The following is a 17,215-nucleotide window of genomic DNA, read 5'->3' on the forward strand; positions in this document are numbered from 1 at the left end:
CGGCGTGGTGCGGGACTTCCCGTGGGCGCGCAGGGACGGGGTGGACGGGGGGGGGGGGGGGGCGGGTGTTTACGGGGTACGACCCACAGCGCGGGGGGGGCCCGGCACACCACTGGTGTCCGGGCCCCGCCCCGTCGACGTGTCCAGGGCAGGATCCGGCGGCGGGCCGCGGTGTCGGTGCCGTCTGGTAAGAATTTGGCTGTGAGCAGCGACGACGAGCAGGCCGAGGAGTCCGCCGGGGGCGGTGGGCCGGAGCAGCTCGCGTTCATTCGGGAGACCGTGCGGGCCGCCAAGGTGCCGCGGGCCAAGCCGCGGACGTGGCGGGGGGCGCCGTTGGCGGCGGAGTTGCCCGTCGCGCGGGTCGTCGTGAACAAAGGGGTGCTGCATCTCGACCAGTTCTTCGACTACGCCGTGCCCGAGGAGCTGGACGAGGCCGCGCAGCCGGGAGTGCGGGTGCGGGTGCGGTTCGGGGCCGGGGCGCATCAGGTGCGGGGTGGGCGGCGGGAGGGCGGGCGGCTGATCGACGGGTTCGTCGTCGAGCGGCGGGCCGAGTCCGACTACGCGGGGCCGCTCGCCGCGCTGGCCGGTGTGGTGTCGCCCGAGCCGGTGCTCGGCGCCGAGCTGCTGGGGCTCGCGCGGGCCGTCGCCGACCGTTACGCGGGCAGCCTCGCCGACGTACTGCAACTGGCGGTGCCACCGAGGAACGCGCGCGCGGAGGCCAAGCCGTCGCCCGAACCGCTGCCCGCGCCGGACAGGCCGGAGACCGGCACCTGGGAGCGGTACGCGAAGGGCCCGGCCTTCCTGGACGCGCTCGCCGACGGCGGCGCCCCACGGGCCGTGTGGACCGCGCTGCCCGGACCGCACTGGGCCGACGAACTGGCGCGGGCCGTCGCGGCGACGCTCGCCTCCGACCGGGGGGCGCTCGTTGTCGTGCCCGACGGCCGGGTGGCGGCGCGCGTCGACACCGCGCTCACGGCCCTGCTCGGCGAGGGACACCACGCGCTGCTCACCGCCGAGACGGGGCCGCAGAAGCGGTACGGCCAGTGGCTCGCCGTCCGGCGCGGCGCGGTGCGGGCCGTCGTGGGGACCCGTGCGGCCATGTTCGCTCCCGTACGGGACCTCGGGCTCGTCGCCATCTGGGACGACGGCGACTCCAGCCACAGCGAACAGCACGCGCCGCTGCCGCACGCCCGCGAGGTCCTGCTGCTGCGCGCCGCGCACGACAAGTGCGCCTTCCTGCTGGGCAGTACGGGCTGCACCGTGGAAGCGGCCCAACTGGTCGAGACGGGCTGGGCGTTGCCCATGACGGCCGACCGGGAGCGGTTCCGTACGGCCGCGCCCCTGGTGCGGACCGTCGGGGACGGCGAACTGGCGCGTGACGAGGCCGCGCGCGCGGCCCGGCTGCCGAGCCTCGCCTGGCAGGCCGTCAGGGACGGACTCAAGACCGGCCCGGTCCTCGTGCAGGTGCCCCGGCGCGGCTATGTGCCCCGGCTCGGTTGCGAGCGCTGCCGTACGCCCGCCCGCTGTCGGCACTGCGCGGGACCCCTGGAGGCGCCCGAGCAGCGGGAGTTGCACTGCGCGTGGTGCGGGCGCGGTGAGCCCGCCTGGCGCTGTACGGAGTGCGGCGGTACGCGGCTGCGCGCCAGCGTCGTAGGGGCGCGGCGTACGGCGGAGGAGCTGGGCCGGGCCTTCCCCGCGGTCCCGGTGCGTACGTCGGGCCGCGACCACATCCTCGACACGGTGCCCGGCCGCCCCGCACTGGTGGTGAGCACACCCGGCGCCGAGCCCGTCGCCGAAGGCGGCTACGCGGCGGCGCTGCTCCTCGACGGCTGGGCGATGCTCGGCCGGCCGGACCTGAGGGCGGGGGAGGAGGCGCTACGGCGCTGGCTGCACGCCGCCTCGCTGGTCCGGGGGCAGGCCGACGGCGGCACGGTCGTGGTCGTGGCCGAGCCGACGCTCCGGCCCGTACAGGCGCTCGTACGGTGGGACCCCGTGGGCCACGCCCAGCGCGAGCTGGCCGAGCGGGCGGAGCTGGGCTTTCCGCCGGTGTCCCGGATGGCGGCGGTGACCGGCCGGCCCGACGCGGTGGCCGCGTTCCTGACCGCCGCCGAACTGCCGCCCGACGCCGAGGTCCTGGGACCCGTACCGCTGCCGGTCACCGACCCGGCCCGGCCCCGCAGGACCGGCGACCCGCCGCCGGGCGAGGTGTGGGAGCGCGCGCTGCTGCGGGTGCCGCCGGGAAGCGGCGCGGCGCTGGCGGCGGCCCTGAAGGCGGCGCAGGCCAACCGGCTGGCACGGGGCGGCGGCGACCCGGTACGGATCCGGATCGATCCGCCCGACATCGGCTGACGGGCCGCGTGATCCGCTCCCGGGCACGGGGCGCCGGAACCGCCGCCGACACGGCGGGTCCGGCTCGTCGGGGGCGGTCAGCCGTTGCGTGGGCCCGGGAACGCCCCCGGGCGCGCCTCCTCGCGGAGCGGCTGCGCCGCCACCGTCGGCTGCGGTGGCATCGACCGGGCCGCCGGCACGGCTGGGACGACGCCCTGCGCCGGGAGCGGGGGACGGGGCTGCGTGGTGTCCTGCGGGCGGTCCTCCTCGGCGGCGGCCGCCTGCTGGGCCGCCCGCCGCGTACCGTAACGGCGGTGCACCGCCTGCTTGGTGACACCGAGCGCCGAGCCGACCGCGTCCCACGAGAAGCCCAGCGAGCGATCGAAGTCCACGGCCGCCGTCACCAGGCTCTCGACACTGTCCCGCAGCTCCTGCGCGAGACGGACGGTCGGGGCTGGCGCCCGGCCGTAGACGACGAAGCCCGTCGAGGGGCCTGAACGGCGCGGGCGGTAGACGTTGCCCAACTGGGCTGTGAGAGTGCGCAGTGCGTCCACCTGCCGGCGGACGCGCTCGATGTCCCGCACCAACAGGTGCAGATTTGCCCGGGCTTGTGCGTCGTGGGTTGCGTGGTCGGCCATGAACAAGCCTCTCGAACCGGCGTTGAAACGGATCGGGCCGCACCGGGCGGCCCGTTTGTGGTCAATCTCCCTTGACAACGCGCCACCCGCCGTTGTGGTCACGCTGCGGGGGCGTATGCGCATATGCGCGGGGCGCGCGGGCTCCCGTACGCCCCCCGCCCGCCAGGTCCGCCGGACCCGGGCCGGGCCCATAGACTGGTGCGCTGTCCGTCCGCGACCGCGCCGGTACCCACCGCCCACCCGGCCCCGACAGGCTCTGAGCCGCACGAGAGAGCGAGGAAGTCCCGCAGTGAAGCTCGTCTTCGCAGGCACCCCCGAGGTCGCCGTACCCGCCCTGGACGCACTGATCGCCTCCGACCGGCACGAGGTCGCCGCCGTCGTCACCCGCCCCGACGCCCCCTCCGGCCGGGGACGCAGGCTCGTCGCCAGCCCCGTGGCGCAGCGCGCCGAAGAGGCGGGCATCGAGATCCTCCGGCCCGCCAGGCCGCGCGACGAGGCGTTCCTGACCCGGCTGCGGGAGATCGCGCCGGACTGCTGCCCCGTCGTCGCCTACGGCGCGCTCCTGCCCCGCGTCGCGCTCGACGTCCCGGCCCACGGCTGGGTGAATCTGCACTTCTCGCTGCTGCCCGCGTGGCGCGGCGCGGCCCCCGTGCAGCACGCGGTCATGGCCGGGGACGAGACGACCGGCGCCGCCACCTTCCTCATCGAGGAAGGGCTGGACTCCGGACCGGTGTACGGCGTGATCACCGAGGACGTACGGCCCACCGACACCAGCGGCGACCTGCTGACCCGGCTCGCCTTCGCCGGCGCCGGGCTGCTCGCCGCCACCATGGACGGCATCGAGGACGGCACGCTCAAGGCCGTACCGCAGCCCGCCGACGGCATCACGCTCGCCCCCAAGCTCACCGTCGAGGACGCGCGGGTCGACTGGACGGCGCCCGCGCTCCGCGTCGACCGTGTCGTACGCGGCTGCACCCCCGCGCCCGGCGCCTGGACCCTCTTCCGCGGCGAACGCCTCAAGCTGATCCAGCTCGCGCCGGCGACCGACCGCACCGACCTGGCCCCCGGGGAGGCCGCCGTCGGCAAGAACTCCGTGCACGTCGGCACCGGCTCGTACGCCGTCGAACTGCTCTGGGTCCAGCCGCAGGGCAAGAAGCCGATGAAGGCCGCCGACTGGGCGCGCGGCGTGCGGATCGCCCCCGGTGAGCGGCTCGGCGCGGCCGACGGGGCCGCCGACGTACGCTGAAGTGTTCGACCGTCCAGAAGCAGCATCCACGACCCTCACGCGTAGAACCTTTGCGGAGCACCTTTGAACGAGCAGGCCCGTCGCCGTCCCTCCAAGTCGACCTATCGCCGTCCCAAGAAGGATCCCGTGCGGATCCTCGCCTTCGAGGCACTGCGGGCCGTCGACGAGCGCGCCGCCTACGCCAACCTCGTCCTCCCTCCCCTCCTGAAGAAGGCCAGGGAGGCGGGCGACTTCGACACCCGCGACGCGGCGCTCGCGACCGAGCTGGTCTACGGCACGCTCCGCCGGCAGGGCACGTACGACGCGATCATCTCCGCCTGTATCGACCGGCCGCTGAAGCAGGTCGATCCGCCCGTGCTCGACGTACTCGCCCTCGGCGCGCACCAGTTGCTCGGCACCCGCATCCCCACCCACGCCGCCGTGTCGGCCAGCGTGGAACTGGCGCGCGTCGTGCTCGGCGACGGGCGCGCCAAGTTCGTCAACGCCGTCCTGCGGAAGATCTCCAAGGAAGACCTCGACACCTGGCTGGAGCGCGTCGCGCCGCCGTACGACGAGGACGCCGAGGACCACCTCGCCGTCGTCCACTCGCACCCCCGCTGGGTCGTCTCCGCGCTCTGGGACGCGCTCGGCGGCGGCAGGGCCGGCATCGAGGACCTGCTCGAAGCGGACAACGAACGCCCCGAGGTGACGCTCGTCGCGCGCCCCGGACGGATCTCCGCCGACGAACTGCTCGACTCGCTGGACGAGGACTCCGGGCTGGCTGGACGCTGGTCCCCGTACGCGGTCCGGCTCACCGAAGGCGGCGAACCAGGCGCCATCGACGCCGTACGCGAGGGCCGGGCCGGAGTCCAGGACGAGGGCAGCCAGCTCGTCGCCGTGGCGCTCGCCAACGCGCCGCTGGACGGGACCGACGCACGGTGGCTCGACGGCTGCGCGGGCCCCGGCGGCAAGGCCGCGCTGCTCGCCGCACTGGCCGCCGAGCGCGGCGCGTGGCTGCTCGCCTCCGAGAAGCAGCCGCACCGTGCCCGCCTCGTGGAGCGCGCGCTCACGGGCAACCCCGGCCCGTACCAGGTGATCACCGCCGACGGCACCCGCCCGCCGTGGCGCCCCGGCGTCTTCGACCGCGTCCTGGTCGACGTCCCGTGCACCGGCCTCGGCGCCCTGCGCCGCCGCCCGGAGGCCCGCTGGCGGCGGCGCCCCGAGGACCTGGAGGGCTTCGCGCCGCTCCAGCGGGGACTGCTGCGCGAGGCGCTGAAGGCCGTCCGCGTGGGCGGGGTCGTCGGCTACGCCACGTGCTCCCCGCACCTCGCCGAGACACGCACCGTCGTGGAGGACGTCCTGAAGGGCAAGGGCGGTCCCGCCGTCGAGGCCGAGTGGGTCGACGCCCGGCCGCTGATGCCCGGTGTCCCGGCGCTGGGGGACGGACCGGACGTTCAGCTGTGGCCGCACGTGCACGGCACGGACGCGATGTATCTGGCGCTGCTGCGGCGTACGGCCTGAGGCGGGGCCCCTCGGACGGCGAATGTCACCGACCGGGATGGCAGCTACCGGGATATCACCAGCCGGAATGTCACCAGCCGGGGTAGCGGCCCAGCCAGTGCGGGTCCCACTCCGGGATGTACTCGCTGCCGCCGGGTGAGTCGTCCAGTTCCAGCACCAGGTCGCGGGCCAGGGTGTCGAGGACCCACGCCAGTTCGTGACGGCTGACCAGGTCGACGGGCAGTGCCTGGATTCCGTGTACGGCGCCGAGCAGCGCGCCGGCCACGCAGGCGACGGAGGCACCGTCCGGTGCGTGCGCCGCGAACTCCGTCGCGGCACGGAAATCCGCGGGGCCGGGGAAGCAGGCCGCCGCGTAGAGGCCGCCGAGCAGCGCGGAGGGCGCCGTGGCGTCCGGCGCGAGCCGGGCGAGGCGGTCCGTGGTCGGCGGCTCGTCGACACCGTGCCGGAACGCCGCCGCGAGGCGGCTGTGCTCTTCGTCGGTGATGGGCCGCCCGTCCGACGGGAGGGCGGTGAGTCCGGCCTGCAGTGCTTCGCGGGCGGATCCGCCGGGTTCCGGAGCGGTGTACGTCAGGCAGTGGTGGACCAGCACGGCCGCGTGCGTGGTCGCGGATCGCGCTGCCGGATCGCCGTGCGTGAGAGCGGCGACGTCGGCGACCTGGGCGATGCCTCCGATCCCGGTGACCGCGATCGGCAGGGCCCGGGTCAGCGCGTGGGAGCCCCGGCTGGCGGTGGCCATCCGCTCCGGCCCCTCGCCGATCCGGGACAGGGCCGCCACCGTCGCCGGCGCGCTGCCGCGCCGTTCGGCCAGCGCGGGCACACCCGCGAGCCAGCCGTCCGGCCACGCCGCGTCGTCGCCGGACGGAGCCCAGCGGGCCCGCAGCTTCTCCACCGCGATGCCTTGCAGGAACGCCCACCGGGAGTAGGCGTGCAGGACGACCCCCGGCGCGTAACAGATTCCCTTGTGGTTTCCGCGCACCTGCGCGCGGATGACGCCCTCGGCCGTGAAGCAGGCCAGTTGGGTGCTGACACCGGCCCGCAGCGGACCACCCGCCGGCAGCCCGCCCCGGGCCACCCCCAGCGTGTCCCCGAGCGCCAGACCGAGCATCATCCCGCGCACCCGGGATGCCCTCTTCAGGTGCTCCCTCTGGTGCTCTTTTTCGTGGGGCAAGGCGCCGGGCCTCTCATCCTGCTGTCTTCTCGGGGACAGGTCTCCTTGGGAGGAGGGTGAGTTCGGAGCATGAGAGGTGCCCGTCACGCTCCCTGATCACCGTAACGTCGGCGATCACCATAACGTCGGCCTCGTGGCCCGCTGCCGCGGCCCCCGAACCGTCGGCATCACCGATTCAGTGGAGCCTGGATGCTGTAGACGTCGCCGACCCGCAGATTGTCCGGCGTGCTGTACTCGCCGTAGGTACCTATGACGGAGACGGCCACCCGGGAGTCGGGCTGCCAGAAGGTGCGGAAGTACGGGGCGTTCACCGGGATTTCAGGGATCTCCAGCAGGGGGACGCCGCGCCGTTCCAGCAGGCGTCGCAGCTTGGCGAACCGGAGCCTGGGGGTGAACCGCCCGTACCGGGCGCGGAGTTCGTCGTTGACGAGGGTGCGGTCCCGGTACGCGAGCCTGTGCACCTGCAAGGTGAAGTGGTGGCCCGACCACGGGTGGTCGGCGGAAGCGCGGTCCCAGAAGAACTCGGCGAGACCGTAGTCACGCCACATCGCGCCGGCGCCGAACGCGTTCTCGGCGAAGCTCGACCCCAGCACGGTGCTGACGCGGTCGGGCGAGTCCGTGGGGCGCGCGCCGAGCACGGTGCCGGTGGTGACGACGTCCAGGTAGAACGCCAGGGAGTACGGAGTCAACGGCCCGTCCTCGACGCGGTGTCGGCCCTGCTCGCCGTGCGTACCGACGAGGCGCGCACCAGCAGCCGTGCCGGGACGATCACGGGCGGTGGGGTGTGCCCCGGCCCTTCGATCAGCCCCACCAGCGCGGTGACGGCCGCCGCCATCGCGGCGTCCGGGACGAGCGACACCGTCGACACCGGCGGGGTCGTCGTCGCGTACGCCGGGTCCTCGCTGGCGCAGACGAGCAGCAGATCGGCCGGTACGGAGAGGCTGCGGCGCGCCGCGGCGGCGAGCGCGCGCCGGCCGCAGGGGTTGTAGATGCCGTAGAGCGCGTCGGGACGCCGCTCGCCGGACAGCAGCGGGTCCAGGGCTCTGCCCTCGTCGTCCCCGGGTGTCAGCGGGACGACGCACGGCTCGGTCCGGTGTTCGGCGCACCATTCCCGGTAGGCCGCCAGGCAGCTCAGGGTGTAATGCTCCCCGCCGGGGCCCGCCATGAGCGCGATCCGGCGCGCGCCCTGGGCGGCGAGGTGGTCGAGGACCGTACGGGTGGTGGCGTGGTGGTCGTTGTCCACCCAGGCCTCTCCCGGGCGTGGTTCGGCGGGACGGCCGTCGAAGGCGAGCGGGAGTCCGCGCTCCCGGAGGATCCGTACGACCGGGTCCCCGGCGGGGCTGTCCAGGAGCAGCACCCCGGCCAGGGCGACCGTCCGCCAGCTCGCCTCCTCGGGGGCGGCGGGCAGCGCGGTCAGCGCGTAACCGCGTGCGTGGGCCGCGACGGTGGCGGCGTTGATGGCCTGGGCGAAGTAGGGGACACCGGCGAAGTTCCACCGGTGCGTGCCGTAGGTGGTGACCGCGAGCCCGAGAATCCTGGGCGCGGGCCCTCCCGCGCCGCCGTAGCCCAGGGCCGCCGCGACGCTACGCACCCGGGCGCGGGTGGAGTCGGCGAGCCGCCCGGTGCCGTTCAGCGCGTTGGACACCGTGGCGGTGGACACCTCGGCGGCGCGGGCGACATCTGCGATTGTCACGGGGGACACGGGTGGCAGCCTACGGAATCCGTCGCCGACAGGGGAGTACTCGGACGATATCGGCAGTCGCGACCCGCTGGTGATTACGGAATTAATCACGGAACGTGCTCCCCAACCCGCAGCCGTACCCGTGCCGTACCCGCAGCCGTACCCGTGCCGTATCCGTAAGGCCCGCCCCTCGCACACCCTCGTCCCACCTGGAGCTGCCATGAGTCCCGACCTCTCCCGGCGCCGTCTGCTCGCCGCCGGTGCCGCGGGCGCCGCCGTCACCATCGCCGCACCGGCTGTCGCCACCGCCGCCACCCCCGCCTCGCGGGCGTCCGCGCGCAGGTCGCCCGCGCTGATCGTGCACAACGCCGCGGTGCTGACCGGCGCGAAGCACTCCTCCCGGTTCGCCCCTCGGCCCACGGCCGTCGCGGTCGGCCGGGACGGCAAGGTGATCGCGACCGGACCCTCCTCGCTGATACGCCGTCTCGCCGGGCGGGACACCGACGTCGTGGACGCGCGCGGCGGGACGGTGATGAGCGGCTTCATCGACGCGCACGCCCATCCGAGGGGCGCCGGGGCCAGGTCCCTCAGCCCCAGCCTCGGCAACGCCACCTACACGGTCGCCGAGTTCCAGGAGGCCTTGCGCGGCTTCCTCGCCGACAGCGCGGCCCAGGAGCCGGACGGCTGGCTCGTGGTGGAGGACTGGAACCCCGTGGGGCTGCCCTCGGGCACCGAGACGCACCACCGCGTCCTCGACGCGCTGCCCACCCGCCGCCCGATCGCCCTGTTCGGCAGCGACGGTCACAACCTCTGGGCCAACCAGCGGGCCCTGGACATCGCGAAGATCACCAGGTCCACACCCGATCCGGCGGGCGGCGAGATCGTCCACGGCGCCGACGGCACCCCGACCGGTCTGTTCAAGGACACCGCGCAGGACCTGATCGAGAAGCTGATCCCCGGCCCCACCGAGGCCGTGCTGCTCGACGCCGTCGCCAAGGCGCTCGGCCAGGCCGCCGCCAACGGCATCACCACGTTCATGGACGCGTCCGTCGATGCCGAGGGACTGGGCACGTACGCGAGTCTCGCCCGCGACGGGCGCCTGCTCCAGCGGATCGTCCCCGCCCTGCTGCTGAGCGGCGAACAGGCCAAGGACCCGGCGGCCTCACTCGCGTATCTGCGCGGACTGCGCGCGCGGTACGACGGGATACCGGGGCTGCGCTTCGGCACGGTCAAGGTGTTCCTGGACGGCGTGATCGAGTACCCGGCGCAGACGGCCGCCCTGCTCAGCCCGTATCTCGACGCGAACGGCCGGCCGACCGACAACCGGGGTGACCTGTACGTCACGGCGGCCGACTACGGGCGGCTCGCGACCGCGCTCGACCGCTCGGGCTGGCAACTGCACGCGCACGCGATCGGCGACCGCGCCGTACGCACGGCGCTGGACGGCTACCAGGCGGCGATCCGGGCCAACGGACGGCGCGGCAACCGGCACACCGTCGCCCATCTCCAGCTCGTCCACCCCGCCGATCTCCGGCGCTTCGCCCAGCTCGACGTCGTCGCCTGCATGCAGTTGCAGTGGGCGATGAGGGACGTCTGGACGATGGAGTCGCTGCTGCCGTACATCGGTGCGCAGCGGCACCGCCTCCAGTACCCCGCGCGCAGTCTGGAGCGGGCCGGAGCGGCCCTGGCCGGTGGCTCCGACTGGCCGGTCGACGCGCTGGACAGCTGGAACCAGGTGCGTACGGCCGTGGACCGGACGGGGAACGTCGCCACGCAAGGCGCGCTCTACCCGGAACTGGAGGGCCTCAGCCGGGCCTCGGCCCTGCGCATGCACACGTCGGGGTCGGCCTTCCAGCTCCGGATGGATCACCTCACCGGCTCACTGACCCCGGGCAGGGCCGCGGACCTGGTGGTCCTGGACCGCGATGTCGAGCGGGTGCCCGTGAAGGAGCTGAGCGAGACGGAGGTACGGCTGACGCTGGTCGGCGGCAAACCGGTGTACGAGGCGGGTTCGGCGGCCGGAAAGGCCGCGGGGCCCCTCCGGAGCACCGCGCGCCCCGCCTCGATGGCACAGGTCCACGGCAACCGGCACGCGGCCTGCGGCTGCGCCAAGGGGAGCCCGGACCGGGCGGTCTGACCCGCGCCGGCCCAGCCCCTGCCGGTCCGGGGCGCCACCGGTCCGGGGGCTTCGGCCGGGCGGGGCGGCACGGCTGAGGTGACCCCTCAGCGCCAAGTCCTGTCCGGTGGAGCTTCGGGGGGCCCGGGACGCCGCAGTGACATCAGCCGCTCCGCGGCGGGCGGCACCTCGCCGCGTTGCCGAAATGCCCACAGGAAACCACCCTGAGGGCACCTCGGCGCCTTATGGTGCACCGCACCGGACGCCCCGGGCTGATCCCCGAAGATCCGCGGGACAGGACCTAGGGGGTGTTTTGCCGATCTTGCCGGGCTCGCGGTCCCTGGCGGGCACGCTCTCCCCCGTAGCCCCTGAGGGGGCACGGGAGGTGCCCCCTCCGTTGTCGTGGTCGGCATGGCTCCGCCATGCCTCCCTCCTCCGCCTTGCGATCGCACGCACCAACGTGACATCAGCCGCTGCGCGGCGGGCGCCCCCTGATCCGGCCTGATCGACAAGACACCCCCTAGCCGTGCGCCGCCTCGCCGTCCGCCGACTGTTCGCGACTCGGGCCGGCCGCGTACGCCAGCGGAGGCGCGATCGCCTGGGCATCCGCTCGTTCCCTGACCCACAGCGCGATGAACAGTCCGGCGGTGGCCTCCACGAGGCCCGCCCGGTCGAGACCGCCGCCGTTCAGGGGCTCGCAGCCCGCGTCGCGTACCAACTCCCGTACGCGCGCCAGGGCTTCCTCGTCGTCCCCGCAGATCGGAACGGCCAGCGGCCGCCCGTCGAACACGGGTGGCCGCATGCGCCACACGTCCTCGTGGCAGATGTTGAACGCCTTGACCACGTGGGCTCCCGGTGCCGCCGCGGCGATCTGCTGGGCGCCCGAGAGGCCCCCTTCCGTCAGCAGCTGGAAGTCCTCGCTGAGCGGGTTGGTGCAGTCGAGCAGCACCTTGCCCGCCAGATCCGTCCGCAGCTGACGTACCGCGTCCGTCACCACGGCGAACGGCAGCGCGGCCAGTACCACCTGACCGAACTCGGCCGCCGCACGCAGGCCGGCGGGCTTCGCACCGTCCCCGATACGGCTCGCGAGCCGCTCCGCCTTGGCCAAGTCCCGTCCGCCGATGACCACTTCGTGGCCCGCCCGCGCCCAGTGGGTGGCCAGCGCGTCCGCCATGTTGCCCGTCCCCAGCACGCCGATTCTCATCCCATGTTCCTTCCACGCCTCGCTCCGACGACGGCCGTTTCGACCGTCCTGAACGACGCTAGGCGGCCCGTCAGGCACCATTTGGTAGGTGACCGCAGACATCCTTCTCGCCGACTGCCGAGCCCGCCTCGCCTTCGACCTGCTCTCGAACACATGGAACGCCGTGGTGCTCTGGGCACTGCGTGACGGTCCCCGGCGCCCCGTCGAACTGCGCGAGCGGATCGGGGGCATCAGCTCCAAGGTCCTCACCGAGACGCTGCGGCGCCTGCAGTTCAACGGGCTGGTGGAACGGCACGCGCATCCGGGCGCACCACCACGGGTCGAGTACCGACTCACCGAACTGGGACGGACCTTGCTGACACCCATCGATGTCTTCGGCGCGTGGGCCTTCGAACACGGCGACGAGGTCATGGCCGCTCAGGAAGCAGGTCAGGAGGCAGGTCAGGAAACCGGCCAGCAGGCGGGTCAGGAAGCAGATCAGCACGCGGATCGGCGAGCAGCAGAAGGCGCCCAGGACTGAGAGCCGTCAGACCCGGCGAAATCGCGAGGATTACGAGGATTGCGCGGACTGTTCCCGTCCCCCCGGCCCGATGACGCGCATCGCGGCGGGGAAGTCGGCCGGAGCATGGCAGGCTTGGCACATGGCTCAGATCAACCCCAGCATCCTGTCCGCCGATTTCGCCCGTCTGGCCGAGGAGGCGAAAGCCGCCGAAGGCGCCGACTGGCTGCACGTCGATGTCATGGACAACCACTTCGTGCCCAATCTGACCCTCGGTGTGCCGGTGGTCGAAGCGCTCGCCCGCGCGACGGAGACCCCGCTGGACTGCCATCTGATGATCGAGGCGCCCGACCGCTGGGCACCGCAGTTCGTCGAGGCGGGAGCCGGCTCGGTCACCTTCCACGCGGAGGCGGCGGCGGCCCCCGTACGGCTGGCGCGCGAGATCCGCGCCAAGGGCGCGCGCGCCTCGATGGCGCTGAAGCCCGCGACACCCGTCGAGCCGTACGAGGACCTGCTCCCCGAGCTGGACATGCTGCTGATCATGACCGTGGAGCCGGGCTTCGGCGGCCAGGCGTTCCTGGACATCATGCTGCCCAAGATCCGGCGTACCAGGGAGCTGATCTCCAAGCACGGCCTTGAGCTGTGGCTCCAGGTCGACGGCGGTGTCTCCGCCGAGACCATCGAACGGTGCGCCGAGGCGGGCGCCGACGTCTTCGTCGCGGGATCGGCGGTGTACGGGACGGACGACCCGGCCGCCGCCGTACGGATGCTGCGCCACCAGGCCGACGAGGCGACCGCCTCGGCCGGCTGGGCCTGCGCCCACTGAGGCACAACGCCACGCGGCCACCGGGCCACGGCTTCATGAACGCCGCCCAACCGGGCTGATCAAGGACCGCCGAATCTGACAGGATGAGAGCGCGTCCAGAGTGTGAACAGCAGTGAGGAGATCGCGGTGTCTGGTATGTCGGCGGGTCGCCCGGCCCTGCGCATGGGACCCGCGGAATTGGTGCAGGCCGCGGCCATGGCCCGCCGCTTCTATCTGGAGGGCAAGTCCAAGATCCAGATCGCCGAGGAGTTCGGCGTGAGCCGCTTCAAGGTGGCCCGGGTCCTGGAGACCGCGCTCGAACGCGACCTCGTGCGGATCGAGATCCGCGTCCCCTCCGAGCTGGACGCCGAGCGTTCCGACGCCCTGCGCGCCCGCTACGGCCTGCGGCACGCCGTCGTCGTGGAGTCGCCCGCCGAGGCGGCCGACGAGTCGCCCGACCCCGAGAATCTCGGCGAGGTCGCCGCCGACCTCCTGGGCGAGCTGGTCGTCGAGGGCGACGTCCTCGGTCTGGCCTGGGGCCGCTCCACCATCCATATGGCCGCCGCCCTCGACCGCCTGCCGCCCTGCACCGTCGTCCAGCTGACCGGCGTGTACGACGCGGGCACCGCCGAGCGCGGCTCCGTCGAGGCCGTACGGCGTGCCGCCCAGGTCTCCGGCGGCGAGGCCCACCCGATCTACGCCCCGATGCTGCTGCCCGACCCGGCGACGGCCGCCGCGCTCCGCGCCCAGCCCGGTATCGCCCGCGCCTTCGAGTACTTCGACAAGGTCACCGTCGCCGCCGTCTCCATCGGTTCCTGGGAGGCGGGCATCTCCACGGTCCACGACATGCTCACCGACGAGGAGCGCTCGCACTACGCGTCCCTCGGGGTCGAGGCCGAGATGTCAGCGCACCTCTTCGACGCGGAGGGCCGGCGGGTCGGACGTGACCTGGGCGAGCGCTGCATCACCGTCGAGGCCGACCGGCTGCGCCGTATCCCCGAGGTCGTCGCCATCGCGGGCGGTCAGCGCAAGGGCGCGGCCATCGGAGCCGTACTGAGATCCGGACTCGTCACGAGCCTGGTCACCGACACCGCGGCCGCCGACTTCCTGCTGCACGACTTCGAGCCCGGCCCGCGCCCGGCCCTGGAGCGCACGGACCCCGACGGCGAATGAGTACGCGGCCGGGACACCCTGCCCGGGTGTTCTCGGCCGAAGCTACGAAGGCTCCCGGCGTCCGTCGGCCGATGGTACGGAAAGCACTCCGCCGGTTCGCCAGAAACGCGTGCCATCGGCGATGATGACGTAGGAGCCGCAGCCGGGACCGTCGCCGGTCGGAGCTGACTCCCCACCCGCCCTTTCCGTAGAACCGCAGGTGAGAGAGTCGGTATGCGTTTCCTCAACGATCTGAAGCCGCCGTACGACCTGACGTACGACGATGTGTTCATGGTGCCGAGCCGCTCGGCCGTCGGTTCCCGGCAGGGCGTCGACCTCGCCGCACCCGACGGCACCGGCACCACCATCCCCCTCGTCGTCGCCAACATGACGGCGATCGCGGGCCGGCGGATGGCCGAGACCGTCGCCCGGCGCGGTGGCCTCGTCGTCATCCCCCAGGACATCCCGATCGAGGTCGTCACCGAGGTCGTCTCCTGGGTCAAGACGCGCCATCTCGTGCTCGACACCCCGATCATCCTGGCCCCGACGCAGACCGTCGGCGACGCCCTCTCCCTGCTGCCCAAGCGGGCGCACGGGGCCGGAGTCGTGGTCGACGAGGACCTGCGTCCCGTCGGGGTCGTCACCGACCACGATCTGACCGGGGTCGACCGTTTCACCCAGCTGTCCGAGGTCATGACGAAGGACCTGCTGCTCATCGACGCCGACATCGACCCGAGCGAGGCGTTCGACAGGCTCGACGGCGCCAACCGCAAACTGGCACCGGCCGTCGACGCCGAGGGCAAGCTGGTCGGCATCCTCACCCGTAAGGCCGCGCTGCGCGCGACGCTCTACACCCCGGCCACCGACGCGGACGGCCGGCTCCGTATCGCCGCCGCCGTCGGCATCAACGGCAACGTCGCAGGTAAGGCCGAGCAGCTCCTCGACGCGGGCGTCGACACGCTCGTCGTCGACACCGCGCACGGCCACCAGGAGTCGATGCTCACGGCGATCAAGGCCGTCCGGGCGCTCGGCCCGAAGGTGCCGATCGTCGCGGGCAACATCGTGGCGGCCGAGGGCGTACGCGATCTCATCGAGGCCGGCGCGGACATCATCAAGGTCGGTGTGGGCCCCGGCGCCATGTGCACCACCCGCATGATGACCGGCGTGGGGCGGCCGCAGTTCTCCGCCGTGCTGGAGTGCGCCGCCGAGGCGAAGAAGTACGGCAAGCACGTCTGGGCCGACGGCGGTGTCCGCCACCCGCGCGATGTCGCGATGGCCCTGGCCGCCGGCGCGTCGAACGTCATGATCGGTTCCTGGTTCGCCGGTACGTACGAATCGCCCGGCGACCTCCAGCAGGCCGCCGACGGACGGCTCTACAAGGAGTCCTTCGGCATGGCGTCGGCACGCGCCGTGCGGAACCGTACGAGCGAGGAGTCGGCGTACGACCGCGCCCGCAAGGCGCTCTTCGAGGAGGGCATCTCCACCTCGCGGATGTTCCTGGACCCGTCGAGGCCGGGCGTCGAGGATCTGATCGACTCGATCATCGCCGGGGTCCGGTCCGCGTGCACCTACGCCGGGGCGAACTCGCTGGAGGAGTTCGCGGAGAAGTCGATCGTCGGCGTCCAGAGCGCGGCGGGTTACGCGGAGGGCAAGCCCCTCCACGCGAGCTGGAGTTAGCCGCCAGGCCCTGTCCTGTCGTTCGGATCAGGCCGGTCGGCAAGATTTTCCGGCCGCTCCCAGGCGCCTCCACGGCTGGCGTCGCCGGTTGGCTCGTACCTCTCCGACCAGGCATTTCTCCGTCGTACGCGGGACTCCGTCCCGGTTGTCGCAGCCGCGGCGACCGGGACGTGGCATATCCCGGTCGGGATCCGGGTGACATGACTGGGTTCGGTCTGGGTACACGCGCTGTGCACTGTCCAACAGAGCAGGGGAGGACACAGTGTCCACGGCGAGCACAGTCCCGACCGACAGCACGCGGTACGGAACCCACCAGGCCGACATGGCGGAACTGGGACTCCCGTACGTGGAGAGCCCCGGGGATGTGGCACCCAAGGACGCACGGGAGATTTCGCGGATCTTCTTCGTCCGGCTGGCGGAGCTGGAAGAAGGCACGCACGAGCACCAGTACGTCCGCAACACCCTGATCGAGCTCAACCTGGCCCTGGTGCGGTACGCGGCGACGCGCTTCCGGAACCGCTCGGACCAGATGGAGGACATCGTCCAGGTCGGCACCATCGGCCTGATCAAGGCGATCGACCGCTTCGAGCTCAGCCGCGAGGTGGAGTTCGCGACGTTCGCCGTTCCGTACATCGTCGGTGAGATCAAGCGCTTCTTCCGTGACACGAGCTGGGCCGTGCACGTGCCGCGCCGGCTCCAGGAGCTGCGGATCGATCTGGCCAAGGCGACGGACGAACTGTCGCAGCGGCTGGACCGCGCTCCGACGACGGCCGAACTCGCCGCGTTCCTCGACCTCGACGAGAACGAGATCATCGAAGGCGTCGTCGCGAGCAACGGCTACACCGCCGGCTCGATCGACATGCCGACGGACGACACCGCCGAGTCCTCGTCCCCGCTCTCCGACCGACTCGGCGCGCTCGACGCGCAGTTGGAGGCGGCGGAGAACGTGCAGGCGCTCAAGCCGCTGATCGACGAACTGAACGACCGCGAGAAGTGGATTCTCCAGATGCGCTTCGGTGCGGAGATGACGCAGTCGGAGATCGGGCAGGAGCTGGGCGTCTCCCAGATGCATGTGTCGCGACTGCTGTCCCGGATCACCGGGCGGCTGCGGGAGGGCCTGCTCGCCGTCGAATGACCTGGTAGGAGATCTCGCGTACGCGTGGTGGAGGGGAAGTCCCGAGTCCCGGGACTTCCCCTCCAC

14 protein-coding genes are annotated in these 17,215 nt (G+C 72.9%); 9 read left to right on the top strand and 5 right to left on the bottom strand.

Translation table 11 applies throughout. The features are described 5' to 3' along the window. The first annotated feature begins 201 nt into the window (after window positions 1–201). On the top strand, window positions 202–2,349 hold the full coding sequence (locus tag ACFT9I_RS38645) for a primosomal protein N' (protein WP_382572287.1): 2,148 nt from the start codon (window positions 202–204) through the stop codon (window positions 2,347–2,349). A gap of 77 nt (window positions 2,350–2,426) precedes the next feature. On the opposite strand, the gene ACFT9I_RS38650 is transcribed toward ACFT9I_RS38645, so the two are convergent. Next, complete coding sequence (locus ACFT9I_RS38650) at window positions 2,427–2,966, bottom strand: hypothetical protein (RefSeq protein ID WP_382572288.1); 540 nt, start codon at window positions 2,964–2,966, stop codon at window positions 2,427–2,429. Between the two features lie 289 nt (window positions 2,967–3,255). On the opposite strand from ACFT9I_RS38650, the gene fmt reads away from it, so the two are divergent. Further along, window positions 3,256–4,212, top strand: a complete 957-nt coding sequence (gene fmt, locus ACFT9I_RS38655; RefSeq protein WP_382572290.1) for a methionyl-tRNA formyltransferase — start codon at window positions 3,256–3,258, stop codon at window positions 4,210–4,212. A 63-nt stretch (window positions 4,213–4,275) separates the two neighbouring features. Further along, window positions 4,276–5,712 carry an RsmB/NOP family class I SAM-dependent RNA methyltransferase gene (locus ACFT9I_RS38660; RefSeq protein WP_382572291.1) on the top strand — a complete coding sequence of 479 codons (1,437 nt, stop codon included), beginning with the start codon at window positions 4,276–4,278 and terminating at the stop codon, window positions 5,710–5,712. A 70-nt stretch (window positions 5,713–5,782) separates the two neighbouring features. Here ACFT9I_RS38660 and ACFT9I_RS38665 read toward each other — a convergent pair whose 3' ends face one another. The 3 genes from ACFT9I_RS38665 to ACFT9I_RS38675 form a co-directional block, all read right to left on the bottom strand. Then, window positions 5,783–6,820 carry an ADP-ribosylglycohydrolase family protein gene (locus ACFT9I_RS38665; protein ID WP_382572293.1) on the bottom strand — a complete coding sequence of 346 codons (1,038 nt, stop codon included), beginning with the start codon at window positions 6,818–6,820 and terminating at the stop codon, window positions 5,783–5,785. A gap of 227 nt (window positions 6,821–7,047) precedes the next feature. Further along, the gene (locus ACFT9I_RS38670) at window positions 7,048–7,569 is read right to left on the bottom strand and encodes a hypothetical protein (protein ID WP_382572295.1); all 522 of its coding nucleotides are present in this window, start codon (window positions 7,567–7,569) and stop codon (window positions 7,048–7,050) included. Continuing rightward, on the bottom strand, window positions 7,566–8,582 hold the full coding sequence (locus tag ACFT9I_RS38675; RefSeq protein ID WP_382572297.1) for a LacI family DNA-binding transcriptional regulator: 1,017 nt from the start codon (window positions 8,580–8,582) through the stop codon (window positions 7,566–7,568). The genes ACFT9I_RS38670 and ACFT9I_RS38675 overlap by 4 nt, the downstream gene beginning before the upstream one ends. A 199-nt stretch (window positions 8,583–8,781) precedes the next feature. On the opposite strand from ACFT9I_RS38675, the gene ACFT9I_RS38680 reads away from it, so the two are divergent. Beyond that, the gene (locus tag ACFT9I_RS38680; protein WP_382572299.1) at window positions 8,782–10,698 is read left to right on the top strand and encodes an amidohydrolase; all 1,917 of its coding nucleotides are present in this window, start codon (window positions 8,782–8,784) and stop codon (window positions 10,696–10,698) included. Window positions 10,699–11,197: 499 nt separating this feature from the next. Here ACFT9I_RS38680 and ACFT9I_RS38685 read toward each other — a convergent pair whose 3' ends face one another. Further along, a complete protein-coding gene (locus tag ACFT9I_RS38685) occupies window positions 11,198–11,881 on the bottom strand; it encodes an NADPH-dependent F420 reductase (RefSeq protein ID WP_382572301.1) in 684 nt (227 codons plus the stop codon). Window positions 11,882–11,969: 88 nt separating this feature from the next. Between ACFT9I_RS38685 and ACFT9I_RS38690 the strand changes: the two genes are divergently transcribed. The 5 genes from ACFT9I_RS38690 (at window position 11,970) to ACFT9I_RS38710 (ending at window position 17,149) form a co-directional block, all read left to right on the top strand. Beyond that, entirely contained in the window at window positions 11,970–12,401 is a 432-nt protein-coding gene (locus ACFT9I_RS38690) for a winged helix-turn-helix transcriptional regulator (protein ID WP_382572303.1), read from the top strand. Between the two features lie 121 nt (window positions 12,402–12,522). Further along, the gene (gene rpe, locus ACFT9I_RS38695; protein WP_382572305.1) at window positions 12,523–13,206 is read left to right on the top strand and encodes a ribulose-phosphate 3-epimerase; all 684 of its coding nucleotides are present in this window, start codon (window positions 12,523–12,525) and stop codon (window positions 13,204–13,206) included. A 102-nt stretch (window positions 13,207–13,308) separates the two neighbouring features. Further along, window positions 13,309–14,358: a sugar-binding transcriptional regulator gene (locus ACFT9I_RS38700; protein WP_382572307.1), complete on the top strand. Its 1,050-nt coding sequence runs from the start codon at window positions 13,309–13,311 to the stop codon at window positions 14,356–14,358. 213 nt (window positions 14,359–14,571) lie between these two features. Then, on the top strand, window positions 14,572–16,014 hold the full coding sequence (locus ACFT9I_RS38705; RefSeq protein ID WP_382572309.1) for a GuaB1 family IMP dehydrogenase-related protein: 1,443 nt from the start codon (window positions 14,572–14,574) through the stop codon (window positions 16,012–16,014). Between the two features lie 262 nt (window positions 16,015–16,276). Next, entirely contained in the window at window positions 16,277–17,149 is an 873-nt protein-coding gene (locus ACFT9I_RS38710; protein WP_382572310.1) for an RNA polymerase sigma factor SigF, read from the top strand. Window positions 17,150–17,215: the final 66 nt, after the last annotated feature.

The organism is Streptomyces sp. NPDC057137 (assembly GCF_042670825.1).
Lineage (GTDB): Bacteria > Actinomycetota > Actinomycetes > Streptomycetales > Streptomycetaceae > Streptomyces.